Raw genomic sequence first — 17,904 nt, forward strand, 5'->3', positions numbered from 1 at the left:
TAAAGAACATCACGCTTTCGTAAATATAATTCATACTAGAATACTGTGTTTACTTTGCGAACGTTTCATAAAAATCATATTAGGGGGCTTTCTTATGTCATTGAAACAAAAAGTAGGAATGGGAGTTGTCACAGCAACGCTTGGCTTATCACTTACATGCGGCGGTGTATTCGCATACTTCAGTGATTCTGAAACATCTAGTAACTCATTTCAAGCTGGAACACTAGATCTTTCTATTAATCCAAGTGTAATCGTTGATGTGAAAGATTTAAAGCCAGGTGACTTTATTGAAAAAAATTTCACGCTTGAAAATAAAGGGTCATTGGATATTGCAAAAGTAGCACTTGAAACATCATATGAAGTTACAGATGCAAAGCTAAATAATGACGGTGAAGATTTAGGCGACCACATTATCGTAAAGTTTCTAGTGAATGATGGAAAGCCATCGAATCCAAACGATGATCATGAAATTTTGCGGGAAACAAAACTATCAAAATTAAAAACTATGAAACCTGAGGATGTAGCTACATCTTTAGAACGTCATAACTTAATAGACGGTATTACATCTGGTGAAACAGATTATTTACACGTGCTCTTCTCCTTTGAAGACAACGACCAAGATCAAAATAAATTCCAAGGTGATTCCTTACAGCTAAACTGGACATTCCATGCCGAGCAAACAAAAGGCGTGGAGAAATAATTTTTAAAATACAAATTACCGGAGGCCTATAAAGGTTTAAACATTACGCAAGAAGCGAACGGAGTTATGTATTATGACTATTCTCCATACTTGCATAAGTTTTTACCTATTAATGCAGATGGTGACTTTAAAGTTGGCATTACCCCTGAATCCTTTAAAGTAGAAGGACCAATGAACACAGGCGTATATATTTTCGATTATGCAACTGTAGGTCCTGATTATCCAAGCGGTGTAAATAACTATTGGTTTATCCCACAAGGTGCTCAATATGCGAAAACTAGTTATGATAAAAAAGAAGTATACAAAAATGATGAACTTACTGTAACACTAAACGCAAAACACGTAAAACAATTTGTTGCAGGGGAATTTAACGTAAAATTCCTAGAGAAAAATTTCAAATTTGCAAATGCGAAATTGAACCCTGCTTTTGAAAAGCTACTTTCTGAAAAAGGTGTAATCGCAAAAGTGAATGAGCCGAAATTAGAAGCCGGTTCTGTTACAGTAGGCGGATCTATCGATGATAAAAACTTCGCCGGATTAGATGGTGATTTCCCGTTCATTGATGTAACTTTCAAAGTAGAAAATGATGAATTTTATGAAGCAAATGCCCAATTAGAATCACCAATTTTTGTTTACTGGAAACAAGGTGAAACAGAACCGAATAGAATGCGTGTACTTCAAGATCAAACATTCTCAGTTATGTCCTTAAACTCACTAGTAGAAGGAAATATTAAACCTGGTGCATTCTTAAATGAACGTGGATATTTAGATGAAAAGCTCGATTATACAAAGCTTGGTGTAAAAGTATATGCAACTGATCCTTACCGTCATAAATTTGAAGGCTCACTAGATAAATACGGATACTTCAAACTGAATGGACTTCCTGTTAATAATCGTGACTATAATTTATACGTAGAAGTACCAGGGCATTTAACAAGCCGTCTAACAACAAAATTAGGTACTGAAAAAGATGGTAGGCTACTTGGCCAATATTATTATGCACGACCTGACGAAAACCTTGCCGGTGATGTAAATGGTGATAAAGTCATTGATATTAAAGATGCTGAAATTATCGCTAGCAACTATGGTAAAAAAGGAGTATCTGTAAAAGGCGGCGACCTTAATAGCGACGGAATTGTCGATGAAAAAGACATTCGCTTCGTTGAAAAGAACTTCTTGAAAAAAGGACCAGATGCATCTAAATCACAAACAGCTGTAGAAAAATCAAAAAGCGGTACACTCGCAGATATTTTAAAGAAATTGGGCTTAACGCCTAAAAAATAATAAAGTGAAACTTTAATCAGTGGGGGTTTTGTTCATCCCCACTGATTATTAGCCACACCAATCGGGGTCTTACTGCCCGGCAAATAGCGGGATAATAAAGAGCACTCTACTTTACGTAGAGTGCTCTTTTTCTATAAACGACCCTTATCCAGCAAAAGGGGTATATTGGGGATATACAAGGGAAACCGGAAAAGGAATTTATATTAAATTATATAAGTTCAGAGGTAAGAAGCAGTTTCCCACCTCTGAATTATTTAGCAATTATTATAGTACTGGTGCCATTGTTTCTTTTAATACTTTTACAGAATGAGCGAATTTCACTTTTTCTTCTTCATTTAGCTCAAGTTCTACAATTTCACGTACACCTTCGCGGTTAATTACAGCTGGAACACCTACGTAAGCATCTTTCTCACCGTATTGACCTTCAAGGTATGCAGATACAGTTAATACGCTGTTCTCGTTGTTTAAGATTGCTTTAGTTACACGAAGTAGTGACATACCGATTCCGTAGTAAGTTGCACCTTTACGCTCGATGATATGATAAGCTGCATCACGTACGTTTTCGAAAATTTTATCTAAGTCTTCTTGATTGTACTGTTCGTTGTTAGCTAAGATTGTTTCTAGTTTTTGTACACCGATAGTAGCGTGGCTCCATACTGGAAGTTCAGTATCACCGTGCTCACCAACGATGTAAGCATGAACGTTACGTGGATCTACATCTAAGTAGTCACCTAACATGTAACGGAAACGAGCAGAGTCTAAAGTTGTACCAGAACCGATTACGCGCTCTTTTGGTAGACCAGATTCTTTCCAAGTTACGTAAGTTAAAATGTCAACTGGGTTAGTTGCGATTAAGAAGATTCCATCGAATCCGCTATCCATAATACCGCGAACGATTTGTTTAAAGATCTTTGTATTTTTCTCAACTAAGTCTAAACGAGTTTCACCTGGTTTTTGTGGTAATCCCGCAGTGATAACTACTAAATCTGCATCTTTACAATCTGCATAGCTACCGCTCCAAACTTTTGTTGGTGATGGAGAGAATGGTACCGCATGGCTTAAGTCCATTGCTTCCCCTTCTGCTTTTGCTTCATTAACATCTACAAGTACGAATTCTTCAGCTACACCTTGGTTGATCATTGAGTAAGCGTAACTACAACCTACAGCTCCTGTTCCTACTAATACTACACGATTGATACCTTTTTTCATGTTAATTTCCCCTCTCTATTGTTCACATATATTTTTTTATGATTGTTTAAGTAATTAATTAAAATACTAATTTAATGTTGTTTAACTTCTTTACATTCATATTGTAGCACGTATCATTGTGAATTACTTCACAAATTATGACCTATTTGTGAACTTTTTCACATAGAGTGTAAAGTTATTGGAATAGGTGTGGAATCCATTTCAATGGAGGCGTTTTCTTTAGATTGTGAAAGGGTTTTTCTTATGGTTTTTGTCGATAAGTGAAATTATATCGGCGATTATTAGAATATATCGACCGTAACTCCAAATATATCAGCGATTATTGAAATTTATCGATCGTAACTCAAATTATATCAGCGATTTTTGCAATATATCGACTTACCGACAAAACTCGACAATAATGACAACATAAAAAGCTGTCTCCAGTAGATTACTTATTGGGAGACAGCTTCTTCTATATATTATTTATTTTCCGCAGTAGCTCCCGGATGTATTTTCTTCGATTTATACAAGTGCAGGAGGCTACAGCCATACAGATGGGATAAAAGTTCAATTTGAGTATGATTTGTTAAGTAGATAATTCCTTCATATTCATACAGGCCCAAATAAACAACATGATTGTATTTACGGCGCTCTATGTACCCCACTGCAACAGCGAATACTTCATATTTCTTCTATTGCATAAAAAAGCAGACTATCCAAAGTCCACTTTTACACAACAAAAAAGAGATAGCAGATTATGCTATCTCTTTTAGTATGACCCGTACGGGATTCGAACCCGTGTTACCGCCGTGAAAGGGCGGTGTCTTAACCACTTGACCAACGGGCCAATTCTGGCAGAGAAGAAGGGATTCGAACCCTCGCACCGCGTTCGCGATCTACTCCCTTAGCAGGGGAGCCCCTTGAGCCACTTGGGTACTTCTCTATAATATGGCTCCGCAGGTAGGACTCGAACCTACGACCGATCGGTTAACAGCCGATAGCTCTACCACTGAGCTACTGCGGAACAATTATGGTGGGCCTAAATGGACTCGAACCATCGACCTCACGCTTATCAGGCGTGCGCTCTAACCAGCTGAGCTATAGGCCCATAATTGAAAAGCGGGTGAAGAGAATCGAACTCTCGACCAGAGCTTGGAAGGCTCTTGTTTTACCACTAAACTACACCCGCATTAAATTGTAAATGGTGAGCCATGAAGGATTCGAACCTTCGACCCTCTGATTAAAAGTCAGATGCTCTACCAACTGAGCTAATGGCTCATTTTGAAAGTGGTGCCGGCTAGAGGACTTGAACCCCCAACCTACTGATTACAAGTCAGTTGCTCTACCAATTGAGCTAAGCCGGCTTGCGATTTCAAAATGGTGGCTCGGGACGGAATCGAACCGCCGACACGAGGATTTTCAGTCCTCTGCTCTACCGACTGAGCTACCGAGCCTTTATGTAAAAAAAATGGCGGTCCCGACCGGGGTCGAACCGGCGATCTCCTGCGTGACAGGCAGGCATGTTAACCACTACACCACGGGACCATTTGGTTGCGGGGACAGGATTTGAACCTGCGACCTTCGGGTTATGAGCCCGACGAGCTACCGTGCTGCTCCACCCCGCGATGATAAAATATTTAATTTAGAAAAAATGGAGGAGGTAGAGGGATTCGAACCCCCGCGCGACTCTCGCCGCCTGTCGGTTTTCAAGACCGATCCCTTCAGCCGAACTTGGGTATACCTCCGAGATATAAACTTTGAGTGGTGGACCTTGTAGGACTCGAACCTACGACCGGACGGTTATGAGCCGTCTGCTCTAACCAGCTGAGCTAAAGGTCCTTATGGTAGCGGCGGAGGGGATCGAACCCCCGACCTCACGGGTATGAACCGTACGCTCTAGCCAGCTGAGCTACACCGCCATAAGTAATATAAAAATAAGTGGAGCCTAGCGGGATCGAACCGCTGACCTCCTGCGTGCAAGGCAGGCGCTCTCCCAGCTGAGCTAAGGCCCCATGTTTTTGGGAATATCGGGAAGACAGGATTTGAACCTGCGACCCCCTGGTCCCAAACCAGGTGCTCTACCAAGCTGAGCCACTTCCCGTTAATAAAAGCGCGCCCGAGAGGAGTCGAACCCCTAACCTCTTGATCCGTAGTCAAACGCTCTATCCAATTGAGCTACGGGCGCATATGGTGCCGAGGGCGGGGGTCGAACCCGCACGGTGGTCACCCACCGCAGGATTTTAAGTCCTGTGCGTCTGCCTGTTCCGCCACCCCGGCATGTCATATTGAAAATTGGAGCGGAAGACGGGATTCGAACCCGCGACCCCAACCTTGGCAAGGTTGTATTCTACCACTGAACTACTTCCGCAAGACATGTTATGAGATATTTTATTAAAAGTGCGGGTGAAGGGAGTCGAACCCCCACGCCAAAGGCGCCAGATCCTAAGTCTGGTGCGTCTGCCAATTCCGCCACACCCGCATATTAATTTATTTAAGAAAAAATGGGGCGACTGATGGGAATCGAACCCACGAATGCCGGAGCCACAATCCGGTGCGTTAACCACTTCGCCACAACCGCCATAGTTACTGGTGCCGACTAGAGGACTTGAACCCCCAACCTACTGATTACAAGTCAGTTGCTCTACCAATTGAGCTAAGTCGGCTAAATGGTGGAGGATGACGGGATCGAACCGCCGACCCCCTGCTTGTAAGGCAGGTGCTCTCCCAGCTGAGCTAATCCTCCATTTGCCTGGCAACGTCCTACTCTCACAGGGACAAGGTCCCAACTACCATCGGCGCTAGAGAGCTTAACTTCCGTGTTCGGTATGGGAACGGGTGTGACCTCTCTGCCATCATTACCAGACTGTATTCATTTAAGACAAGAATTATTGTAACTTATTTAACTTTTAAAGTCAACAAGTTTTTTATATTCTTTCAAAACTAGATAACATTGCTTCATATTATATGGTTAAGTCCTCGATCTATTAGTATTCGTCAGCTCCACATGTCACCATGCTTCCACCTCGAACCTATCAACCTGATCATCTTTCAGGGATCTTACTAGCTTACGCTATGGGAAATCTCATCTTGAGGGGGGCTTCATGCTTAGATGCTTTCAGCACTTATCCCTTCCGCACATAGCTACCCAGCTATGCCCTTGGCAGAACAACTGGTACACCAGCGGTGCGTCCATCCCGGTCCTCTCGTACTAAGGACAGCTCCTCTCAAATTTCCTACGCCCACGACGGATAGGGACCGAACTGTCTCACGACGTTCTGAACCCAGCTCGCGTACCGCTTTAATGGGCGAACAGCCCAACCCTTGGGACCGACTACAGCCCCAGGATGCGATGAGCCGACATCGAGGTGCCAAACCTCCCCGTCGATGTGGACTCTTGGGGGAGATAAGCCTGTTATCCCCGGGGTAGCTTTTATCCGTTGAGCGATGGCCCTTCCATGCGGAACCACCGGATCACTAAGCCCGACTTTCGTCCCTGCTCGACTTGTAGGTCTCGCAGTCAAGCTCCCTTATGCCTTTGCACTCTACGAATGATTTCCAACCATTCTGAGGGAACCTTTGGGCGCCTCCGTTACACTTTAGGAGGCGACCGCCCCAGTCAAACTGCCCACCTGACACTGTCTCCCGGGTCGATAAGACCCGTAGGTTAGAATTTCAATACAGTCAGGGCGGTATCCCACCAGCGCCTCCACCGAAGCTAGCGCTCCGGTTTCAATGGCTCCCGCCTATCCTGTACAAACTGTACCAAAATTCAATATCAGGCTACAGTAAAGCTCCACGGGGTCTTTCCGTCCTGTCGCGGGTAACCTGCATCTTCACAGGTACTATAATTTCACCGAGTCTCTGGTTGAGACAGTGCCCAAATCGTTACACCTTTCGTGCGGGTCGGAACTTACCCGACAAGGAATTTCGCTACCTTAGGACCGTTATAGTTACGGCCGCCGTTTACTGGGGCTTCAGTTCAGAGCTTCGCTTACGCTAACCCCTCTCCTTAACCTTCCAGCACCGGGCAGGTGTCAGCCCCTATACTTCGCCTTACGGCTTCGCAGAGACCTGTGTTTTTGCTAAACAGTCGCTTGGGCCTATTCACTGCGGCTTTCCGTTAAGAAAGCACCCCTTCTCCCGAAGTTACGGGGTCATTTTGCCGAGTTCCTTAACCAGAGTTCTCTCGCACACCTTAGGATTCTCTCCTCGCCTACCTGTGTCGGTTTGCGGTACAGGCACCTTTTATCTCGCTAGAAGCTTTTCTTGGCAGCGGGGAATCAAAGACTTCGCTCCATAAGGAGCTTCCCCATCACAGCTCAGCCTTCACGATAAGCGGATTTGCCTACTTATCAGCCTAACTGCTTGGACGTGCACAACCAATCGCACGCTTCTTCTATCCTTCTGCGTCCCTCCATTGCTCAAACGATAAAGAGGTGGTACAGGAATATCAACCTGTTGTCCATCGCCTACGCCTGTCGGCCTCGGCTTAGGTCCTGACTAACCCTGAGCGGACGAGCCTTCCTCAGGAAACCTTAGGCATTCGGTGGACGGGATTCTCACCCGTCTTTCGCTACTCATACCGGCATTCTCACTTCTAAGCGCTCCACCAGTCCTTCCGGTCTGACTTCACTGCACTTAGAACGCTCCCCTACCACTGATACCATTGGTATCAATTCGCAGCTTCGGTGGTGTATTTAGCCCCGGTACATTTTCGGCGCAGAGTCACTCGACTAGTGAGCTATTACGCACTCTTTAAATGGTGGCTGCTTCTAAGCCAACATCCTAGTTGTCTAAGCAACTCCACATCCTTTTCCACTTAATACACACTTTGGGACCTTAGCTGGCGATCTGGGCTGTTTCCCTCTTGACTACGGATCTTATCACTCGCAGTCTGACTCCTAAGGATAAGTCATTGGCATTCGGAGTTTGACTGAATTCGGTAATCCGATGAGGACCCCTAGTTCAATCAGTGCTCTACCTCCAAGACTCTTACACTTAAGGCTAGCCCTAAAGCTATTTCGGGGAGAACCAGCTATCTCCAGGTTCGATTGGAATTTCTCCGCTACCCACACCTCATCCCCGCACTTTTCAACGTGCGTGGGTTCGGGCCTCCATTCAGTGTTACCTGAACTTCACCCTGGACATGGGTAGATCACCTGGTTTCGGGTCTACGACCACGTACTAAACGCCCTATTCAGACTCGCTTTCGCTGCGGCTCCGTCTCTTCAACTTAACCTTGCACGGGATCGTAACTCGCCGGTTCATTCTACAAAAGGCACGCCATCACCCATTAACGGGCTCTGACTATTTGTAGGCACACGGTTTCAGGATCTCTTTCACTCCCCTTCCGGGGTGCTTTTCACCTTTCCCTCACGGTACTGGTTCACTATCGATCACTAGGGAGTATTTAGCCTTGGGAGATGGTCCTCCCAGATTCCGACGGAATTTCACGTGTTCCGCCGTACTCAGGATACATTCAAGAGAGAACGAAGTTTCGACTACGGGGTTGTTACCCTCTACGACGGACCTTTCCAGGTCGCTTCGTCTACCTCGTTCCTTTGTAACTCCGTATAGAATGTCCTACAACCCCAAGAGGCAAGCCTCTTGGTTTGGGCTAGATTCCGTTTCGCTCGCCGCTACTCAGGAAATCGCATTTGCTTTCTCTTCCTCCAGGTACTTAGATGTTTCAGTTCCCTGGGTCTGTCTTCCATACCCTATGTATTCAGGTAAGGATACCATACCATTACGTATAGTGGGTTTCCCCATTCGGAAATCTTCGGATCAAAGCTTACTTACAGCTCCCCGAAGCATATCGGCGTTAGTCCCGTCCTTCATCGACTCCTAGTGTCAAGGCATCCACCGTGCGCCCTTTCTAACTTAACCAAACTAAAATTAAAAAATATGAGCTACACTGTTATCTAGTTTTCAAAGAACATACATTTATATATGAGAGATAGTTCTCTCAAAACTGAACAAAACGAAACACGGAAACTTATATTGATGAACAGCGTTCATCAATTCTCCATAGAAAGGAGGTGATCCAGCCGCACCTTCCGATACGGCTACCTTGTTACGACTTCACCCCAATCATCTGTCCCACCTTAGGCGGCTGGCTCCATAAAGGTTACCCCACCGACTTCGGGTGTTACAAACTCTCGTGGTGTGACGGGCGGTGTGTACAAGGCCCGGGAACGTATTCACCGCGGCATGCTGATCCGCGATTACTAGCGATTCCAGCTTCATGTAGGCGAGTTGCAGCCTACAATCCGAACTGAGAACGGTTTTATGAGATTAGCTCCACCTCGCGGTCTTGCAGCTCTTTGTACCGTCCATTGTAGCACGTGTGTAGCCCAGGTCATAAGGGGCATGATGATTTGACGTCATCCCCACCTTCCTCCGGTTTGTCACCGGCAGTCACCTTAGAGTGCCCAACTTAATGATGGCAACTAAGATCAAGGGTTGCGCTCGTTGCGGGACTTAACCCAACATCTCACGACACGAGCTGACGACAACCATGCACCACCTGTCACTCTGCTCCCGAAGGAGAAGCCCTATCTCTAGGGTTTTCAGAGGATGTCAAGACCTGGTAAGGTTCTTCGCGTTGCTTCGAATTAAACCACATGCTCCACCGCTTGTGCGGGCCCCCGTCAATTCCTTTGAGTTTCAGCCTTGCGGCCGTACTCCCCAGGCGGAGTGCTTAATGCGTTAACTTCAGCACTAAAGGGCGGAAACCCTCTAACACTTAGCACTCATCGTTTACGGCGTGGACTACCAGGGTATCTAATCCTGTTTGCTCCCCACGCTTTCGCGCCTCAGTGTCAGTTACAGACCAGAAAGTCGCCTTCGCCACTGGTGTTCCTCCATATCTCTACGCATTTCACCGCTACACATGGAATTCCACTTTCCTCTTCTGCACTCAAGTCTCCCAGTTTCCAATGACCCTCCACGGTTGAGCCGTGGGCTTTCACATCAGACTTAAGAAACCACCTGCGCGCGCTTTACGCCCAATAATTCCGGATAACGCTTGCCACCTACGTATTACCGCGGCTGCTGGCACGTAGTTAGCCGTGGCTTTCTGGTTAGGTACCGTCAAGGTGCCAGCTTATTCAACTAGCACTTGTTCTTCCCTAACAACAGAGTTTTACGACCCGAAAGCCTTCATCACTCACGCGGCGTTGCTCCGTCAGACTTTCGTCCATTGCGGAAGATTCCCTACTGCTGCCTCCCGTAGGAGTCTGGGCCGTGTCTCAGTCCCAGTGTGGCCGATCACCCTCTCAGGTCGGCTACGCATCGTTGCCTTGGTGAGCCGTTACCTCACCAACTAGCTAATGCGACGCGGGTCCATCCATAAGTGACAGCCGAAGCCGCCTTTCAATTTCGAACCATGCAGTTCAAAATGTTATCCGGTATTAGCCCCGGTTTCCCGGAGTTATCCCAGTCTTATGGGCAGGTTACCCACGTGTTACTCACCCGTCCGCCGCTAACTTCTTGAGAGCAAGCTCTCAATCCATTCGCTCGACTTGCATGTATTAGGCACGCCGCCAGCGTTCATCCTGAGCCAGGATCAAACTCTCCAATAAAGTTAGTTTGTCTAGCATCTAAAAATAAAAATTGACGTTTCACGTTGTTTGTTTCGTTCAGTTTTCAAAGAACTACTTGGTCGCTCATTTGCGACTTCCTTATGTTAACATCTTCGTTTTCCGATGTCAACTAAGTTTTTTAATTTCTTTTTTGTCGTTTTCTGCGTTTCCGCATCAGCGACGGTTATTAATATATCATGGTGAAAATTGAAATGCAACACCTTTTATAAACTTTTTTTAAAACCACCCACATTTCTTTTTTAATATCATATACTTAAACGAAATATCTCTTTCATGTATAAGCAATTCCTACATATATTCTATATAAAGTTACTCTATCAAAAACCGTTTCTTTCTATAATAAACGTTTTATTCCTATAAAATATCATACAAGGAGGAATACATATGGACTATACCGATTTATTACTCAAACTAGGTCTCTCGGCTATTTTAGGATTCGCCATCGGTTTAGAACGTGAATTAAAACGTAAACCACTTGGTTTAAAGACTTGTTTAGTTATCTCTATTATTAGTTGCCTCCTCACTATTGTTTCTATTAAAGCAGCTTACAATTTACCACATACCGACCATATGAATATGGACCCCCTTCGACTTGCTGCTCAAATTGTATCAGGAATTGGTTTTTTAGGTGCAGGTGTTATTTTACGAAGAGGAAACGATAGTATTGCTGGGCTAACGACCGCCGCCATGATTTGGGGTGCTTCTGGTATTGGCATTGCCGTTGGAGCTGGTTTCTATATTGAAGCGATTTTCGGAATGTGCTTCCTTATGATTAGTGTAGAACTTATACCATTAACGATGAAATTTATAGGACCTAGGTCATTTCGTCAACGTGATATCGCAGTGAAACTTGTTGTACGAAATATGGACAATATCCCGATCGTAATTGAAGAAATAAAAGAAATGGATATAAAAGTTAAGAACATGAAGCTCAAAACATTGGAAAATGGTTCGCACTATTTACATTTAAAATTGTCTATCGATCAAAAAAGACATACTGCTGATGTTTATTATGCTCTTCAACACCTTGAAAGTGTTCAACAAACTGAAGTTGAAAGTATGTAATAGAAAACAAACTCTCTTTTAAATTAGAGAGTTTTTCTTTTTTCTATAATGGTAACAATGAATGTAGTCCTGCAAAGTAAGGAGGAATTGGCAATTGAAATCCCGTCCAAATTTAGTAGATACATTTCGTGATTCCATTATTTTTCGTTTAATTTGCTTTATTGTTGTACTTACTGCTTTTTCCGGCTTTCTTATACATAGATTAGAACCATCGCACTTCACCACATGGTTTGATGGAATTTGGTGGTCAATCGTTACAATTTTCACTGTTGGCTATGGTGACTTTGCCCCACATACACTAATAGGCAAACTCATCGGTATGAGTATTATTTTATTCGGAACCGGTTTTTGTTCTTATTATATGGTTCTATTCGCCACTGATATGATTAATAAACAATATATGAAAGTTAAAGGAGAAGAAGCTGCGACTGCTAGCGGTCATATGATTATTGTCGGCTGGAACGAACGGGCAAAACATGTTGTAAAACAAATGCACATCTTACAACCAAACCTTGATATCGTTTTAATTGATGAAACACTTTCTTTACTTCCAAAACCATTTCATCATTTAGAGTTTATAAAAGGTTGTCCACATCACGATCAAACGTTATTAAAAGCTAACATTACAACGGCACACACCATATTAATAACGGCTGATAAAGAAAAAAATGAAAGCTTAGCTGATACACAGTCCATCTTAAATATTTTAACTGCAAAAGGACTTAATCCAAACATTCATTGCATCGCTGAACTTCTTACTTCGGATCAAATTCAAAATGCAACGAGAGCTGGTGTATCAGAAATTATAGAAGGAAATAAATTAACGAGCTATGTATTTACCGCTTCTCTTTTATTTCCTTCTATTTCAGGTGTACTATTCTCACTTTACGATGAAATCTCTGATAACAAATTACAACTGATGGAGCTTTCTCCGCCTTGCACCGGACAAACTTTTGCAAATTGTAGCTATACTCTTTTAAAACAAAACATTCTCTTACTAGGTATAAAGCGTGACGACCAATATATGATTAACCCAGTCCATACCTTCATTCTTATCGAAAGCGACATACTCATTGTTATTCACCATTAAAAAAGTGACGCTCTAGTTCCTGTACTAATACTTTCCCAATATTAATATACTTACTTTTCACATCTCCATCTGGATCTTTCGGCTCAGCAAATTGATCAAATCCGCTCGTTCCAGCTGTTAACGCATTCACATTATCATCTAGTTCGTCTTGATACACATGCGAAAGAATATACGGCGTTTCAAGACGGACTATTACACCAGGCACATCTAATTCCCCATCCACAGCTGTAAATGGCACTCGTAAAAATTGATAGCCATCTTCTTCATCGATTTTGTAATCAAAGCACCCTTTATCGTAATCCCAATTGCCACCAATACTATATCCAAGTGGTTTCATAACCTCTTCTAACTTATATAACGCATATGTATGTCCTTTTAACTTTGATTGAATCGGAATCAAGCCCATCCCTCCAAGACTTTTCCTTTAGCATACCCATTCTAGTTTGAATATACCGATGGACATTTCAGTAAAATAATAAAAAGCGACCGGATCTTCGGTCGCTTTTTATTATTTTAAACGCTCTTCTAATTCTGCTTTTAATTCTTCAAATCCTGGTTTACCAAGTAAAGCAAACATGTTTTTCTTGTATGCTTCTACTCCTGGTTGGTCAAATGGATTTACGCCTAATAAGTAGCCGCTCATCGCACATGCTTTTTCGAAGAAGTATACAAGGTAACCGAATGTGTACTCATTTAATTCAGGAATATTTACGATTAAGTTTGGTACTCCACCATCGCTATGTGCAAGTAATGTACCTTCGTATGCTTTTGTGTTTACGAAGTCTACAGTTTCACCAGCAAGGTAGTTTAATCCATCTAAATCGTTTTCTTCTGATTCGATTGTCAGTTCATGTGTAGATTTACCCACTTTAAGAACTGTTTCAAATAAGTCACGACGACCTTCTTGAACGTATTGACCTAATGAGTGTAAGTCAGTTGAGAAATTTGCTGAAGATGGGAAAATACCTTTTTGATCTTTTCCTTCACTTTCACCAAATAACTGTTTCCACCACTCAGCGAAGTATTGAAGCGCCGGCTCATAGTTAACAAGCATTTCAATTGTTTTTCCTTTATTGTATAAAGCGTTACGAACTACTGCGTATTGATAAGCTGGGTTTTCTTCTAGTTCTGATGCCCCGAAGTCGTCATGACCAGCAGCTGCACCTTTCATCATCTCTTCAATATTTAAGCCACTTACTGCGATTGGTAATAAACCAACTGGCGTTAATACAGAGAAACGTCCTCCAACATCATCTGGAATTACGAATGTTTCGTAACCTTCGTTATCAGCTAATGTTTTTAATGCACCACGCGCTTTATCTGTAGTTGCATAAATACGTTTGCGAGCTTCTTCTTTTCCATACTTCTCTTCTAATAACTTACGGAAAATACGGAATGCAAGTGCAGGCTCTGTTGTTGTACCTGATTTGGAAATAACGTTAATAGAGAAGTCTTTACCTTCTAATACATCCATTAAATCTTTCATGTAAGTGGAGCTAATGTTTTGTCCAACAAATAGCACTTGTGGAGTTTTACGTTGTTCTTTAGAAAGCGTATTGTAGAATGAATGGTTTAACATTTCAATTGCTGCACGTGCTCCTAGGTAAGAACCACCGATACCTACAACAAGTAAAATGTCAGAGTCATTTTTAATTTTTTCTGCGCATTTTTGAATGCGAGCAAATTCTTCTTTGTCATATTGAAGCGGAAGCTCTACCCACCCAAGGAAATCGTTCCCAGCTCCAGTTTTTTCGTGGATTGCATGATGTGTTACTTTCACTGCATCACGTAAATAAGTGATTTCATGTTCACCGATGAAGGATAACGCTTTAGAATAGTCGAACGTTACATGTGTACTCATCTTTTTCCCTCCAATTATGGATATGTATTTCTGTATTCACTTTAGCGAAACTGAAGTTGTAAATCAAGCGATTCAACCAGTGTAAACGTAACCAATATATATTTTTTAGAAAAAGTTCATTTTTTGCATAAAAATTCGCATTTTTCGGTATAGATGTATATACATCTTTTTTTCACACATTTTTTATGTATAAAAACAACATAACTGCACCATTCTATAAAAGAGTTGATTAACTCAGCGCTTGCTCATGCTTCACAATTAAGGGGGGCTTTTTCATGAGTACATTGCAACGTATCGCATTAGTCTTTACTGTAATTGGTGCAGTAAACTGGGGACTAATCGGGTTCTTCCAGTTTGACTTAGTAGCAGCCATTTTCGGCGGACAAAACTCAGCTCTTGCACGTATTATTTACGGCATCGTTGGTATATCTGGGCTTATCAATCTTGGTTTACTGTTTAAACCATCTGAAAATCTTGGTACACACCCAGAAACAAACGAAATTCGATAATCAGTATGTCCTTTCACCTCCGACATACGAATATGATTGCATGCAATCATATTTGCAAATATATATCATAAGATAAAGTAAAAGAGGAACGCTCATATGCGCTCCTCTTTTACTTTGTTAACTCGGACTCTTCAATCCATTCTGTCAGCTTTTCTCGCAACGTATTAAATCCGTCCTTAGATGGATTCGGTATAAGAATCCTTCCTTGTTTTCTTTTCGCCGCTTTTAACGATAAACTCATTTTTCTGTGCTCTTCATCAATTGAAAGTACTTTTACTTCTACTGTATCGCCGACTTTCAAAAAGTCATGAATATCCTTTACATATCCATTTGTAATTTCAGATATATGCACAAGTCCTTGTGTTTCTGCATCTAACGCTACAAATGCACCGTAATCTTGAATTCCAGTCACTTTCCCTGTTACAACCACTCCTGTTGTATATTGTTCTGACATATGAAACACTCCCATACGTTTACCATTTTCTCTACAAATGTAGATTGCAAAACAGATGTACTTATTTTAAATATCCGATTAATTAGTACGCCTGTTACGTATCGCTACCTAACAGGCGCATACCTTATATTAGTAAATTATACCACTATGACAGAACTCATTCAAAATTCACGAAAAAATTTCCTGTAGCACGTATAATTCTCCAATATTGGGATAGAATACTAACACATGGCTTTCTAGTATTCCCCCCCTTTTATGGACAAAACGTATTATGTTTTGTCCTTTTTTTATTCTCGACGAACCGTTCCATTCTCTTCATTGCTTCCATAAGTTGTTCAAGCGATGTTGCATACGAACAACGAATAAATCCTTCACCACTTTCTCCAAATACACTTCCAGGTACAACAGCCACTTTTTCTTCTAGTAATAACTGTTCTGCAAATTCCACTGAAGTTAGTCCAGTTGAGGCAACAGAAGGAAAGACATAAAACGCTCCGCCCGGCACATGACACGTTAATCCCATCTCATTGAAAGATGTCGCCATAAAATTACGGCGTTTCTTATAGCTATCTCTCATTCGAATGACTTCATCATTCCCTCCGCGTAATGCTTCAAGAGCTGCGAACTGGGACATCGTCGGTGCACACATCATAGAATATTGATGAATTTTAAGCATCAACTCTGAAAATTGAACGGGAGCTGCGATCATACCGAGACGCCATCCTGTCATCGCAAATCCTTTTGAAAATCCCGAAATTAAAATCGTATGTTCGCGCATGTTTTGAATGCTCGCGAAACTCGTATACACTTCGTCATATACAAGCTCTGCATAAATTTCATCAGATAATACGATTAAATTGTACTTCTCAACCATTACTGCTAACTTTTCTAGTTCGGATTTGTTTAACATTGCACCTGTTGGATTATTTGGGGAACAAAGTAAAATTGCCTTTGTTTTCGCTGTAATAGCTGCTTCAATTTGTTCGGGTTGTAATTTAAACTCTTTTTCTAAAGTAGTCGCTATAGGAACTGGAACTCCTCCAGCTAATGTTACAAGCGGTGCATAAGAAACGAAGCTCGGTTCAATAATGAGTACTTCATCATCAGGATTTATAATGGCACGCATCGCTACATCTAACGCTTGGCTCGCTCCAACTGTAACAATGATTTCATCGTTTGGATCATAAGATACTGCAAATTGTTTTTTTAGATACTTTGCTATTTCTTGACGGAGCTCCAATAATCCTGCATTTGCTGTATACGCTGTATATCCTTGCTCTAAAGAACGGATACATGCTTGCCTTACATTCCAAGGTGTAACAAAGTCAGGCTCTCCCACTCCAAGTGAAATAACACCTTTCATACTTGCGGCTAAATCGAAAAACTTTCGAATACCAGACGGTTGTAAAGATTCTGCTACTCTAGACAGTTCAAACTGCTTCATGGTGTCACCACAATTCGCTTATCATCATCGTTTTTTTCATAAATAATTCCCTCATGTTTATACTTCTTCAAAATGAAATGAGTTGTTGTAGAAACGACAGATTCAATCGTTGCTAATTTCTCAGAAACAAACATCGCTACTTCTCCCATCGTCTTTCCTTCTAATGTAATAGAAAGATCATATGTCCCTGACATTAAATACACGGATTTCACTTCTGAATAGCGATAAATTTGTTCTGCAACTGCATCAAACCCAACACCGTGCTTCGGCGTAACTTTCACATCAATCATCGCTGTTAAACCCGTATGTTCTTTTACTTTTGTCCAATCAATATGTGTTACATAATCCACAATAATCTTTTCACTTTCTAATTTCGCAACCATCTTCTTCACTTCTTCTACTTCTATATTTAATAGCTTCGCCAATGTATCTACAGACAAACGACTACTTTTTTCAAGACAAGCCAATAATTCTAATTCCTTTTCAGTCACCATATAAATCATCCTTCCTTTTCGTTTCTGTCTAAATTATACAAATACCCTTTCCAGTTTGAAAAGAAGATTTTTTTAGAGAATTATGTCAAAATAAAGTGAAACTTTAATCAGCGGAAAGGTTCATCCCGCTGATTATTAGCCCACACCAATCGGGCTTTTACGGGCAGTTAGTCTCCCCCTATCTTCTTTGCTTCAGGCATTTTTAGGG

General features: G+C 42.0%; 10 protein-coding genes, 22 tRNA genes, 3 rRNA genes and 2 pseudogenes. 6 read left to right on the top strand and 31 right to left on the bottom strand.

The window, feature by feature from the left end; translation table 11 throughout:
* Positions 1 to 94 precede the first annotated feature (94 nt).
* Both MHH42_RS24630 and MHH42_RS24635 read left to right on the top strand, forming a co-directional pair.
* Positions 95 to 700: a CalY family protein gene (locus MHH42_RS24630; protein ID WP_097837522.1), complete on the top strand. Its 606-nt coding sequence runs from the start codon at positions 95 to 97 to the stop codon at positions 698 to 700.
* A 30-nt stretch (positions 701 to 730) separates the two neighbouring features.
* Positions 731 to 1,984, top strand: a pseudogene (locus MHH42_RS24635) (dockerin type I domain-containing protein); the annotation flags it as partial.
* A gap of 264 nt (positions 1,985 to 2,248) precedes the next feature.
* On the opposite strand, the gene MHH42_RS24640 reads toward MHH42_RS24635, so the two are convergent.
* Positions 2,249 to 3,193, bottom strand: coding sequence for an L-lactate dehydrogenase (locus MHH42_RS24640; RefSeq protein ID WP_000715347.1), 945 nt, complete (start codon positions 3,191 to 3,193; stop codon positions 2,249 to 2,251).
* Between the two features lie 481 nt (positions 3,194 to 3,674).
* On the opposite strand from MHH42_RS24640, the pseudogene MHH42_RS24645 reads away from it, so the two are divergent.
* Positions 3,675 to 3,839, top strand: a pseudogene (locus MHH42_RS24645) (IS4 family transposase); the annotation flags it as partial.
* A gap of 111 nt (positions 3,840 to 3,950) precedes the next feature.
* On the opposite strand, the gene MHH42_RS24650 reads toward MHH42_RS24645, so the two are convergent.
* From MHH42_RS24650 to MHH42_RS24770, 25 genes are all read right to left on the bottom strand, one after another.
* A tRNA-Glu gene (locus tag MHH42_RS24650) sits at positions 3,951 to 4,022 on the bottom strand.
* A gap of 5 nt (positions 4,023 to 4,027) precedes the next feature.
* Positions 4,028 to 4,118 (bottom strand) — tRNA-Ser (locus MHH42_RS24655).
* 6 nt (positions 4,119 to 4,124) lie between these two features.
* A tRNA-Asn gene (locus MHH42_RS24660) sits at positions 4,125 to 4,199 on the bottom strand.
* 7 nt (positions 4,200 to 4,206) lie between these two features.
* Positions 4,207 to 4,283: transfer RNA gene (locus MHH42_RS24665), tRNA-Ile, on the bottom strand.
* 10 nt (positions 4,284 to 4,293) lie between these two features.
* Positions 4,294 to 4,364 (bottom strand) — tRNA-Gly (locus tag MHH42_RS24670).
* A 13-nt stretch (positions 4,365 to 4,377) separates the two neighbouring features.
* Positions 4,378 to 4,453, bottom strand: a tRNA-Lys gene (locus MHH42_RS24675).
* 10 nt (positions 4,454 to 4,463) lie between these two features.
* Positions 4,464 to 4,539: transfer RNA gene (locus tag MHH42_RS24680), tRNA-Thr, on the bottom strand.
* A 14-nt stretch (positions 4,540 to 4,553) separates the two neighbouring features.
* Positions 4,554 to 4,629: transfer RNA gene (locus MHH42_RS24685), tRNA-Phe, on the bottom strand.
* Positions 4,630 to 4,644: 15 nt separating this feature from the next.
* Positions 4,645 to 4,720 (bottom strand) — tRNA-Asp (locus MHH42_RS24690).
* Between the two features lie 3 nt (positions 4,721 to 4,723).
* Positions 4,724 to 4,800 (bottom strand) — tRNA-Met (locus MHH42_RS24695).
* 27 nt (positions 4,801 to 4,827) lie between these two features.
* Positions 4,828 to 4,920: transfer RNA gene (locus tag MHH42_RS24700), tRNA-Ser, on the bottom strand.
* 17 nt (positions 4,921 to 4,937) lie between these two features.
* Positions 4,938 to 5,014 (bottom strand) — tRNA-Ile (locus MHH42_RS24705).
* Positions 5,015 to 5,017: 3 nt separating this feature from the next.
* Positions 5,018 to 5,094, bottom strand: a tRNA-Met gene (locus MHH42_RS24710).
* Positions 5,095 to 5,114: 20 nt separating this feature from the next.
* Positions 5,115 to 5,187: transfer RNA gene (locus tag MHH42_RS24715), tRNA-Ala, on the bottom strand.
* Positions 5,188 to 5,202: 15 nt separating this feature from the next.
* Positions 5,203 to 5,276, bottom strand: a tRNA-Pro gene (locus MHH42_RS24720).
* A gap of 10 nt (positions 5,277 to 5,286) precedes the next feature.
* Positions 5,287 to 5,360: transfer RNA gene (locus MHH42_RS24725), tRNA-Arg, on the bottom strand.
* 3 nt (positions 5,361 to 5,363) lie between these two features.
* Positions 5,364 to 5,452: transfer RNA gene (locus tag MHH42_RS24730), tRNA-Leu, on the bottom strand.
* Between the two features lie 16 nt (positions 5,453 to 5,468).
* A tRNA-Gly gene (locus MHH42_RS24735) sits at positions 5,469 to 5,543 on the bottom strand.
* 30 nt (positions 5,544 to 5,573) lie between these two features.
* A tRNA-Leu gene (locus MHH42_RS24740) sits at positions 5,574 to 5,654 on the bottom strand.
* Between the two features lie 23 nt (positions 5,655 to 5,677).
* Positions 5,678 to 5,753 (bottom strand) — tRNA-His (locus MHH42_RS24745).
* Between the two features lie 9 nt (positions 5,754 to 5,762).
* A tRNA-Thr gene (locus tag MHH42_RS24750) sits at positions 5,763 to 5,838 on the bottom strand.
* A 4-nt stretch (positions 5,839 to 5,842) separates the two neighbouring features.
* Positions 5,843 to 5,918 (bottom strand) — tRNA-Val (locus MHH42_RS24755).
* A gap of 4 nt (positions 5,919 to 5,922) precedes the next feature.
* Positions 5,923 to 6,038: ribosomal RNA gene (rrf, locus tag MHH42_RS24760) — 5S ribosomal RNA — on the bottom strand.
* Positions 6,039 to 6,139: 101 nt separating this feature from the next.
* Positions 6,140 to 9,061, bottom strand: a 23S ribosomal RNA gene (locus MHH42_RS24765).
* 145 nt (positions 9,062 to 9,206) lie between these two features.
* A 16S ribosomal RNA gene (locus MHH42_RS24770) occupies positions 9,207 to 10,758 on the bottom strand.
* Together the 16S, 23S and 5S rRNA genes with 22 tRNA genes alongside form the textbook arrangement of a ribosomal RNA operon.
* Before the next feature lie 405 nt (positions 10,759 to 11,163).
* On the opposite strand from MHH42_RS24770, the gene MHH42_RS24775 reads away from it, so the two are divergent.
* Entirely contained in the window at positions 11,164 to 11,844 is a 681-nt protein-coding gene (locus MHH42_RS24775; protein ID WP_000386692.1) for an MgtC/SapB family protein, read from the top strand.
* A 94-nt stretch (positions 11,845 to 11,938) separates the two neighbouring features.
* Positions 11,939 to 12,934: a potassium channel family protein gene (locus MHH42_RS24780; protein WP_000842336.1), complete on the top strand. Its 996-nt coding sequence runs from the start codon at positions 11,939 to 11,941 to the stop codon at positions 12,932 to 12,934.
* Here the strand turns inward: MHH42_RS24780 and MHH42_RS24785 are convergent.
* Positions 12,921 to 13,334: a YugN-like family protein gene (locus MHH42_RS24785; RefSeq protein WP_000612324.1), complete on the bottom strand. Its 414-nt coding sequence runs from the start codon at positions 13,332 to 13,334 to the stop codon at positions 12,921 to 12,923. The genes MHH42_RS24780 and MHH42_RS24785 overlap by 14 nt on opposite strands.
* Before the next feature lie 108 nt (positions 13,335 to 13,442).
* Positions 13,443 to 14,795: a glucose-6-phosphate isomerase gene (locus tag MHH42_RS24790; RefSeq protein ID WP_000103665.1), complete on the bottom strand. Its 1,353-nt coding sequence runs from the start codon at positions 14,793 to 14,795 to the stop codon at positions 13,443 to 13,445.
* Between the two features lie 275 nt (positions 14,796 to 15,070).
* Here MHH42_RS24790 and MHH42_RS24795 point away from each other — a divergent pair, with 275 nt between their 5' ends.
* Positions 15,071 to 15,304: a DUF378 domain-containing protein gene (locus MHH42_RS24795; protein ID WP_000105788.1), complete on the top strand. Its 234-nt coding sequence runs from the start codon at positions 15,071 to 15,073 to the stop codon at positions 15,302 to 15,304.
* Between the two features lie 109 nt (positions 15,305 to 15,413).
* Here the strand turns inward: MHH42_RS24795 and yugI are convergent, their stop codons facing one another.
* The 3 genes from yugI to MHH42_RS24810 all read right to left on the bottom strand — a co-directional run bounded on the left by yugI (position 15,414) and on the right by MHH42_RS24810 (position 17,696).
* Positions 15,414 to 15,758, bottom strand: coding sequence for a S1 domain-containing post-transcriptional regulator GSP13 (gene yugI / locus MHH42_RS24800; RefSeq protein ID WP_000003767.1), 345 nt, complete (start codon positions 15,756 to 15,758; stop codon positions 15,414 to 15,416).
* 253 nt (positions 15,759 to 16,011) lie between these two features.
* Positions 16,012 to 17,202 carry an aminotransferase gene (locus MHH42_RS24805; protein ID WP_016107192.1) on the bottom strand — a complete coding sequence of 397 codons (1,191 nt, stop codon included), beginning with the start codon at positions 17,200 to 17,202 and terminating at the stop codon, positions 16,012 to 16,014.
* Positions 17,199 to 17,696: an Lrp/AsnC family transcriptional regulator gene (locus tag MHH42_RS24810; protein WP_000255691.1), complete on the bottom strand. Its 498-nt coding sequence runs from the start codon at positions 17,694 to 17,696 to the stop codon at positions 17,199 to 17,201. Before MHH42_RS24810 ends, MHH42_RS24805 begins: the two co-directional genes overlap by 4 nt.
* Positions 17,697 to 17,904: the final 208 nt, after the last annotated feature.

It is taken from the genome of Bacillus sp. FSL L8-0099, from assembly GCF_038006385.1.
Classification (GTDB): domain Bacteria; phylum Bacillota; class Bacilli; order Bacillales; family Bacillaceae_G; genus Bacillus_A; species Bacillus_A toyonensis.

Bases quoted from the DNA above. Each gene is read 5' to 3' on its own strand.
- MHH42_RS24805 (WP_016107192.1), bottom strand. From the start codon at position 17,202: ATGAAGCAGTTTGAACTGTCTAGAGTAGCAGAATCTTTACAACCGTCT.
- MHH42_RS24795 (WP_000105788.1), top strand. From the start codon at position 15,071: ATGAGTACATTGCAACGTATCGCATTAGTCTTTACTGTAATTGGTGCA.
- MHH42_RS24640 (WP_000715347.1), bottom strand. From the start codon at position 3,193: ATGAAAAAAGGTATCAATCGTGTAGTATTAGTAGGAACAGGAGCTGTA.
- MHH42_RS24810 (WP_000255691.1), bottom strand. From the start codon at position 17,696: ATGGTGACTGAAAAGGAATTAGAATTATTGGCTTGTCTTGAAAAAAGT.
- MHH42_RS24775 (WP_000386692.1), top strand. From the start codon at position 11,164: ATGGACTATACCGATTTATTACTCAAACTAGGTCTCTCGGCTATTTTA.
- MHH42_RS24790 (WP_000103665.1), bottom strand. From the start codon at position 14,795: ATGAGTACACATGTAACGTTCGACTATTCTAAAGCGTTATCCTTCATC.
- yugI (WP_000003767.1), bottom strand. From the start codon at position 15,758: ATGTCAGAACAATATACAACAGGAGTGGTTGTAACAGGGAAAGTGACT.
- MHH42_RS24630 (WP_097837522.1), top strand. From the start codon at position 95: ATGTCATTGAAACAAAAAGTAGGAATGGGAGTTGTCACAGCAACGCTT.